Here is a 7789-nt window from a genome sequence, read left to right as displayed (position 1 = left end):
TTCGCGCCGACCTCACGTTTGACGCGCGCTCGCGCGAGGTGCTCACGGTCCTCTCGCGCATCCGGCTGCCCGTCCCCGCGGCCGGCCTTTCACGCAACCTGTTCCTTGGGGCTGGCGCGGCGCTGTTGCCGGAGTGGGCGCGCTCGATGCTCGGCCACGGTCCCTTGCAGCGTGCGCAGTCGGTGGTTTCCGCCAGCGTGCTCCGTTCGATGGCGCCGCTCTTTCGTGTCGCGTTGCCAGACGGCATTGCGCCACGCGCGTGCCGGCGGATGAACATCTCGCCTGCCATTCTGTCCAGCTGGAGCGAGCGTTCGGCGGGATGCTCGGCGGCGTCGCCGTAGTCCAGCAACAGGGCGCCCAGTCCGATCGCCGCATTGGCGCGGATTTATTTTCAGGGGGCGCACGGAACATGCGGCATCGAGTGGAGAACGCATGGCACGAAACCTGTTGGAATGTCTCCGTCCGCGGCTGCTTGCCGTGACATTCCAAAGTCCCACAATGCGTCCCTGATGCTCAACGACGTGGAAAAACCATGGACCGCCACTATTTCCTGATCGATTTCGAGAATGTGCAGATCCAGAATCTGGGCTCCCTGACGCCAGGCAGCTGTCACATCAAGATTTTTCTTGGGCAGAACCAGTCGAAGCTGCCACTGGAACTGGTCAAGGCACTTCGACCATTCGGACAGGACGCCGACTACATCCAGATCACGGGCAACGGCTCGAACGCACTGGATTTCCACGTTGCGTTCTATATGGGCCGCCTCGCAGCGGAGCATGCGGATGCAGCGTTCACGATCATTTCCAAAGACACGGGCTTCGACCCATTGGTCAAACACGTGAACGGGCTGCAGATCAGGTGCAAGCGATTGGACGCTCTGCCGGGCTCCGCGAGTATCGCCATCAAGGTGCCGGTGAAAGCACCGGCTGTGAAAAAACCCGGTCCTGTCTCCGTGAAGGCCACGCGTGGTGCGAACGTCGCCGTTGCGTTCGAGCCGGTCGCCGACAAGGAGCCAAGTGCTCCGAAGATGCCGGCAGCGTCTGCGAGAGTGGCCGAAGTGATCAAGCGATTGAAGGGAATGAACAAAGCCAAGCCGGCAAAACTTGCGACGTTGCAATCATCCATCAAATCATGGTTCAAGCCCGGACTGGATCAGAAAGCCACGGCATCGATCATTCAGAGTCTCACGGACCAGAAGAAGATCACTGTGTCCGGCACCAAGGTGGGTTACTCGCTGTGATGACACATCGTCCGTGCGACGTCGGCTCCATCATCCTGGTGCGGCTGCGCACGACTGCAACGCAAGCTGCACGATATTGTCGACATCGCCGCCGTCGACACGCTGCACGAACGCGCTGACGCTCGCGTGGTCGCGACGCAAGTCGGTCGGCACGTCGATTGTCGCCTGTGCGGAATCCAGTTTCAGCGGGCCGATGAAGCGGCGGACCACGTGGTCGTGATGCAGTTCCTCGCCGCGGTTCTCGCCGCCGCGCACGGCTGACGTCAGCTGATCCTCACTCAGCGCAAACCACGCGACATACGCGCCGGCGTCGGTGCCCACGGCCGGTGTTGCATCGAGGCGTGCGTGCAGCGAAGCGCCCGGCTGGACGTGCAGCGTCAGTTGCACGGGGCTCGCCGTCGTCGATGCCGGCACCTGGCCGGAACTCCAGTTGCGCCACTCGCGACCGTCGACGGCCACCTCCGGCGTGTACACCGTCGTACTGTGCGACTGGGCGGCCATCGCGCGCTGGCGTTGTGCGTAGCGTGGGTCGGCAAAACGGTCGGACCAGCTCGACGAATCCCAGTAATCGACATGAAACGCAAGCGGGATGAGCTGCGGATCGGCGCGTAACGCGCCCAGCCACCGATCGGCCGGTGGACACGAACTGCAGCCTTCGCTGGTGTAAAGCTCGACCAGGTGGGCGCGCTTGGTACCGCTGCTCACCGAGCAGTCGGCGTGGGCGGCGGATGCAGTGGCAAGCGTCAACAAAACGCCGATGGCGGTCATGCGCATGGTCGGATCTCCGATGGCTGTGTATCGAATGACCCGTGGATCTCCCGAAACCTTTCAAGGTGCGCGTTCGGAGCCCGCGCCGTCGATCGACGATGCCGGCGCGATCAGACGACCGCGGCGCACAACGCGCGCTTCTCGCCGCGCGACAGTTTCTTGATCGCGTACTCGGCACGCAGCGCCGCGGAACGATCCGCATGCGCGAACGTCGCGAGCACCCGCACCGGTGGGTGGGCGCGGGTGTAGCGCGCACCCTTGCCAGCTGCATGCATTGCGTAGCGACGCGCAACGTCGATCGCGATCCCGGTGTAGAGGCTCCCGTCGCGGCACTCGAGGATGTAGACAAACCACGCGGCGCTGATGTCGTCGGTGCCGGCGTGCAACGGCGTCTTCACGGGAAATCGTCCTGTGTGCAGTACGCCGCAACTATAAAGCGGTCGCAGGCCGCGCGCAGCGCACTGTTCATCGAGCGGCGTTCATCCTGACCGTGACCGTGTGAAAGGATGTCGCCGACGCTGCGGTCAACAGTGCATGCGCGCCGACGCTGCCACCCTGCCATCGGAAGCCCTTTGACATGACACGCATCCTTCTCACCGCGCTGGCCTGGTTCTTGTGCATGATCGCGTTGCCTGCGCGAGCGGATGACCCTTGCGCCGGACCGATGGCATTGCAGGTGCTCGGTTCCGGCGGCCCTGAACCTGGTCGGGACCGTGCCAGCAGTGGATACCTCGTATGGATCGACGGCAAGAGTCGCGTGCTGGTGGATGCGGGCGGCGGCGTGTTCCTGCGCTTTGGTGAAGCAGGTGCGTCGCTCGACGACCTCGACTTCGTCGCGATCAGCCATCTGCATGCGGACCATGTCGCGGATCTTCCCGCGCTGGTGAAAGCCGGCTTTTTCTCCGATCGAACGCGTGCGTTGCCCGTTGCCGGACCGTCGGCCGGCAATAAATTTCCCGGCATCAAAACCTTTCTTCGGCGCGAGTTCGGGCCCTCCGATGGTGCGTTTGCGTACCTGTCCGGCGCACTCGACGGCGACAGCCAGTTTCCGCTGAAGCCGGTGATCGAAGTGGATGTCGCGCGCAAGTCGCCCCGGCGCGTGCTTGATCTCCCCGATCTGCGCGTCACGGCCGCACCGGTGCATCACGGCCCGGTGCCCGCGCTCGGTTATCTGGTCGAGAGCCATGGAACGAAGATCGCATTCAGCGGTGACCAGAACGGCAACAACCCGATGTTCTGGACAATGGTCGAGCACGCGGATCTGCTGGTGATGCACACGGCCATTGCCGATGGCAGCGACGCAGTGGCGGCAAACTTGCACGCGACCCCGACAAGCATCGGCCAGCATGCGGCAGCGGCCGGCGTCGGACGCGTGGTGCTGAGCCACTGGATGAAGCGCAGCCTCGCTGCAATGGACGCGAACGTCGCGACAATTCGCGGCCTGTACCACGGGCCGGTGGACGTCGCGCACGACCTCGGCTGCTACGCGCCCGCGGCGCACTGAACCGGGTTCGTGAAGCCGGCTGACGCGCGCACGTGCGTCGCTGTGCGGCATGCGCAGACGTCGGAACGGACAGCGTTTTTCGTTGACTGCTGGATCGCCGGCATTGACGGCAGCGGCGTCGCGATGCGCTCGATGGCTCCGCTCTCACTCGAAGACGCCCCGAAAACCAGCGTTGGCACGTGCACCGGTTTCAGGTGAGCGGACGCGCCATCACGGCGGCGCGTCCGCTCGCGAGCAATGTGGCCTGGTATTCGATCCGGAATGCGTACTGCCAGCTGCCTTCACCGCCCATCAGGCGCTCGCCGTACACGTCGATCGACCCGGCGATGTCGTCGACACGGTCGACTTTCAACTCCACCGCGCGCAACGAGACGAGAAACCCCGGCGCCGCAATGCCGCCGGCGGCCCGTGCGAGCAGTCCTCCGTGTACCGCCATCGCCTGCGCGCCGTACTCGCACAGGTGCAGCGCTCGCAGGCGGCCATCGCTGCGCAGCGGATTGGCCGGGTCGCGATGCGAATCACTGCGCGCGTGGATGGTGGCATCGGTCCAGCCGACCACGTCGTCGAGCAGGCACATTGCGCCTCGATGCGGGATCAGCGTCGACCAGTCGTGCCTGGTGATGGTTTGATTGGACATGGCGAGGCGTGCGAAATGCAGTGCGCCGATTATCGCCGCTTTGCAGTTTCGCGCGAACTCGCCACGCACGCGGAATCTCCGTCCGAACAGGAACTCCTCGCGCGGCCTGTAAACTTGAGCAATGGCGACAACGTTCCTCCGCTTCGGCGCATTCCGGCTCGACCCAAACGCGCGCGAGCTGTTTGATGGCGACCAGCGGATTACGCTACCGGTGAGCACGATCGACTGTCTGATCTATCTGGTCCGGCACCGGGATCGGCCGATCGGGCGCGACGAACTCGCGTCCGCAGTGTGGGGCCGCGTCGACGTCAGCGAGGTGTCGCTCAGTCACGCGATCATGCGCCTGCGCCGCGTGCTCGGCGACGACGGCAACGCGCAGCGGATCATTCGCACGGTGCCGCGACTCGGCTATCGCTGGGTGATGGAGGGGACGCACGAAGACGAGGCGCCGGGGCCCGACATTCCCGCCGGCCCACCGTCCGCTGCATTGCCGCTGCGCGAGGCCGAACGCGTCGTCGACACTGCTGCGAAAACCCGGCATCGAAACCGCTGGTCGCTGGTGATTGCAGCGGTCGTCGTCGTCGCGCTCCTCGCCGCGGCGTGGAGGGATCGCCCGATGCCGCCGATGGTGCGGCCGATGGCAGCCGCGCCGGTCAGCGAGGCGGCGATGGTCCTTCCCGCGACGGTCGCGGCAACCGCGGAATGGGACTGGCTGCGACTGGGATTGATGGATCTCGTCGCGACGCGCCTGCGTCGCGGGGCACTGGCCACCATGCCGAGCGAATCGGTTGTCGCCCTGGTCGATGCCGCACGCGGCGGCCCGCTCGATCGTGCGCGCCTGCCCGCCAACGTGGTGATCGAACCCGCGGTGACGCTCGCGGACGGGCGCTGGACGGTACGCCTCGCGCTGCGCGCGCCAGGCCGCGTGCTCGAAACCGTCGCACAAGCCGACGATGCAATGACCGCGGCAAGCGCGGCAAGTGACGAGTTGCTGATCAAGCTGGGTCACGCGCCGTCGACCGATTCTTCCGATTCGGTTGCGGTCGCGGAGTCGACGTTGCGCCAACGCATCAACGCCGCGGTGCTGTCGGGCCAGCTCGATGTCGCCCGTCAATTGATCGCGGTCGCCGCGCCGGCGGTGCGCGGCAGTCCGGAGATCGCGCTCAGTGAAGCGAAGATCGATTTTTTTGCAGGGGAGTACGAGCGCTCCCTCAGGAACACCGAACAACTGCTCGCCAACCTCGCCCCGGACAGCGCAGGAGCCTTGCGCGCCCGCGCGCTCAACACGCGTGGTGCGGCTGCCTACCGCCTCGGGCGCATCGACGATGCCGATCGCGCATACGCCGAGGCGATCCGACTTGCGACGAGCGCCAACGAGCCCGACGTGCTCGCAAAGTCCTATATCGGGAGCGGGGGCGTTGCCAGCCAGCGCCTGCAGCTTGAACGCGCGGCCGCGGATTACGGCCGCGCACGCACCCTGCTCGACGCCGGCAACGACGCGTTCGGGGTCGCCGCGGTCGATCTCAATCTCGGCATCATTGCGATGCAGCGCGGGCAGATGGCCACCGCCGAGCCACTGCTGCAGAGCGCGAGCGCACGCTTCGGGAAATTTGGCGCGGAGGATGCCCTTGGCGCGTCGCTGGTCGCGCTGGTCGACGTTCAACTCGCGCTGCTCGACCACGCCGGCGCGGTGGCGACTGCGACACGCATTGCACCGCTTGAGGAACACGGTGGCAACCGTCGCCAGCGCTGGGAACTGACGCTCGCGCGAGCCTCGGCTTTCGCGGCAGCCGGACGGCTGAGTGATGCGGACATCCTGCTCTCGCGCGCACTCGATGCCAGCGACCGGATCAAGGATGCCGTGGTGCGTGCGCAGGCGAATGCGCTGGCCGCGGACATCGCACTGATGCGCGGCGACGCGGCAAAAGCCGCCGAACTGGCCGGCCTCGCGCTGGCGCCGGAGCTGGAATCGCGCAACCGCGAAACCTATGCCAGTGCATGGCTGACGCGCGTCCGCGCCTTGCAACGCAGTCGCTCGCTCGCCGACGCGCGTGTCGAGCTTGCACGCATGCGCAGCTGGAGCGACGCAGCGCCGCAACCGTTCGACCATCTGCGCGTGGTGCTGGCCGAAGCGGACCAGGCAATCGCCGAAGGTCCGTCGATGGGTGCATTTGCCCTGTACGCGGACGCGATGCGCCTGGCGACTGCCCGCGGCATTCCGGAGGAGACCGTGCTCGTCGGCGAACCGTACGTGCAGCACCTGATCGACGCGGGGCGCATCGACGAAGCCGTCTCGGTGAACGGACGGGTCGCTCCGTGGGCGGATCGTGACGCCCGCTCGGCCCTGACCGGCGCGCGCATCTACACCGCCCTCGGCAGGGTTCCAGCAGCCGACGCTGCGCTACGCACTGCCCGCACCCTCGCCGGAGAGCGGCCTCTGGCGCCGGTCGTTCCGCACTGAAGCATCGCCACAACGGCATTCCACACACGCGCTACATGCTTTTTACATGCAGATCATCGGCCGGTGGCGGAGGCTCGGGACAACGGCGATGTCTCCGCAGGAAGGAGGGAGCGTCCGCCGACCCGTTCCGCTTGCGAGGCTTCCCACGATGACACCCTCTTCACTACGTTTCCTCCAATCGCGCGTGTTCACCGGCGTGTCGGCGGTGCTGGCCTGCGCCAATGCCGGCGCCGGCACCGCGCCTCTCTACCACCTCCAGCTGCTCGACGTGCCCGATTCGACGGCAGTTCAGGTCAAGGACATCAACGACGCGGGCGTCATCGTCGGCAGCTGGTCCGATCAGGACTTCGTCCGGCACGCGGCGTTCTGGGACGCCGGCGGCATGCACGAACTGGCGCTGCCGGCTGGCGTCGATGTCGACGGCATCGCCTACGCGATCAACAACCTCGGCCAGGTCGTCGGCACGGCCAGTGACTTCGTGAATCCAACCGCTGGAATCGCGTGGGACATCACCGCCCCGACGACGTACACGACCATCGGCGCCGACTCGGGCGTCGCGGTGAACCCGGCCGACATCAACGACAGCGGTGCGATTGTCGGCGGCTTCGGAGCGCCTTCACGCGCTTTCGTATGGACGGCGGCCGATGGTTTCGTCGACTACGGCATCCAGGACGGGACCGTCCCCGACCAGCAGGCGCGCTGGGCCGCAGTGAATGCCTCTGGCCACATCGTCGGCCGCTGGAACCAGCACGTCTCCAACATTCACGCGACCGCAGGCGACGTCGGCGTTCCAGTCGTTGCGTCGATGAGCGCCGACACCGAGACGGTCCCGACCGGCGCGAACGCCGTCAATGATGCGGGGATCGCCGTCGGCATCGGTCTGGCAGTCGAAACGCCCAAACTGGTCCCGGTGTTGTTCGCCGCAGACGGCACCTTTTCCGAAATCCCCGGCGCAACGCTCGACCAGGACAACGGCGGCGCGACCGCGATCAACAATGCAGGTGTGGTGGTCGGCACGGCCGGCATCGGTACGGCAAACGATGCCATCCCCGGCCTGCGCGCGTGGGTGTATCGCGACAACGTCACCTACAACCTCTTCAACGTCGTCGATGATGCAGGCGTCTTCGTCGATTTTTCGGTCGCGGTGGCGATCAATGCGTCCGGCGTGATCGTCGGCAC

General features: G+C 66.1%; 8 protein-coding genes. 5 read left to right on the top strand and 3 right to left on the bottom strand.

The window, feature by feature from the left end; all coding sequences use genetic code 11:
• A partial coding sequence (locus ABIV12_RS15465; RefSeq protein ID WP_348060937.1) for an oxygenase MpaB family protein occupies window positions 1-341 on the top strand: 341 nt, incomplete at its 5' end.
• Window positions 342-532: 191 nt separating this feature from the next.
• On the top strand, window positions 533-1240 hold the full coding sequence (locus ABIV12_RS15460) for a PIN domain-containing protein (protein ID WP_348060935.1): 708 nt from the start codon (window positions 533-535) through the stop codon (window positions 1238-1240).
• A 30-nt stretch (window positions 1241-1270) separates the two neighbouring features.
• On the opposite strand, the gene ABIV12_RS15455 is transcribed toward ABIV12_RS15460, so the two are convergent.
• Entirely contained in the window at window positions 1271-2014 is a 744-nt protein-coding gene (locus ABIV12_RS15455; protein ID WP_348060933.1) for a DUF1223 domain-containing protein, read from the bottom strand.
• 104 nt (window positions 2015-2118) lie between these two features.
• A complete protein-coding gene (locus ABIV12_RS15450) occupies window positions 2119-2406 on the bottom strand; it encodes a GIY-YIG nuclease family protein (RefSeq protein ID WP_348060931.1) in 288 nt (95 codons plus the stop codon).
• A gap of 179 nt (window positions 2407-2585) precedes the next feature.
• Here ABIV12_RS15450 and ABIV12_RS15445 point away from each other — a divergent pair, with 179 nt between their 5' ends.
• Window positions 2586-3512, top strand: a complete 927-nt coding sequence (locus ABIV12_RS15445; protein WP_348060929.1) for an MBL fold metallo-hydrolase — start codon at window positions 2586-2588, stop codon at window positions 3510-3512.
• A gap of 190 nt (window positions 3513-3702) precedes the next feature.
• Here the strand turns inward: ABIV12_RS15445 and ABIV12_RS15440 are convergent, their stop codons facing one another.
• Window positions 3703-4149, bottom strand: a complete 447-nt coding sequence (locus ABIV12_RS15440; RefSeq protein WP_348060927.1) for a phosphotransferase — start codon at window positions 4147-4149, stop codon at window positions 3703-3705.
• Window positions 4150-4270: 121 nt separating this feature from the next.
• Here ABIV12_RS15440 and ABIV12_RS15435 point away from each other — a divergent pair, with 121 nt between their 5' ends.
• Window positions 4271-6610 carry a winged helix-turn-helix domain-containing protein gene (locus tag ABIV12_RS15435; RefSeq protein ID WP_348060925.1) on the top strand — a complete coding sequence of 780 codons (2340 nt, stop codon included), beginning with the start codon at window positions 4271-4273 and terminating at the stop codon, window positions 6608-6610.
• Between the two features lie 148 nt (window positions 6611-6758).
• Window positions 6759-7789: hypothetical protein (locus ABIV12_RS15430; protein WP_348060923.1), on the top strand; the 1031-nt coding region annotated here is incomplete at its 3' end.

This window comes from Dokdonella sp. (genome assembly GCF_039926425.1).
In the GTDB taxonomy this organism is placed as follows: domain Bacteria; phylum Pseudomonadota; class Gammaproteobacteria; order Xanthomonadales; family Rhodanobacteraceae; genus Dokdonella_A.
Note: the sequence above shows the minus strand (reverse complement) of the source record. Positions and strands in the feature narration are given on the sequence as shown.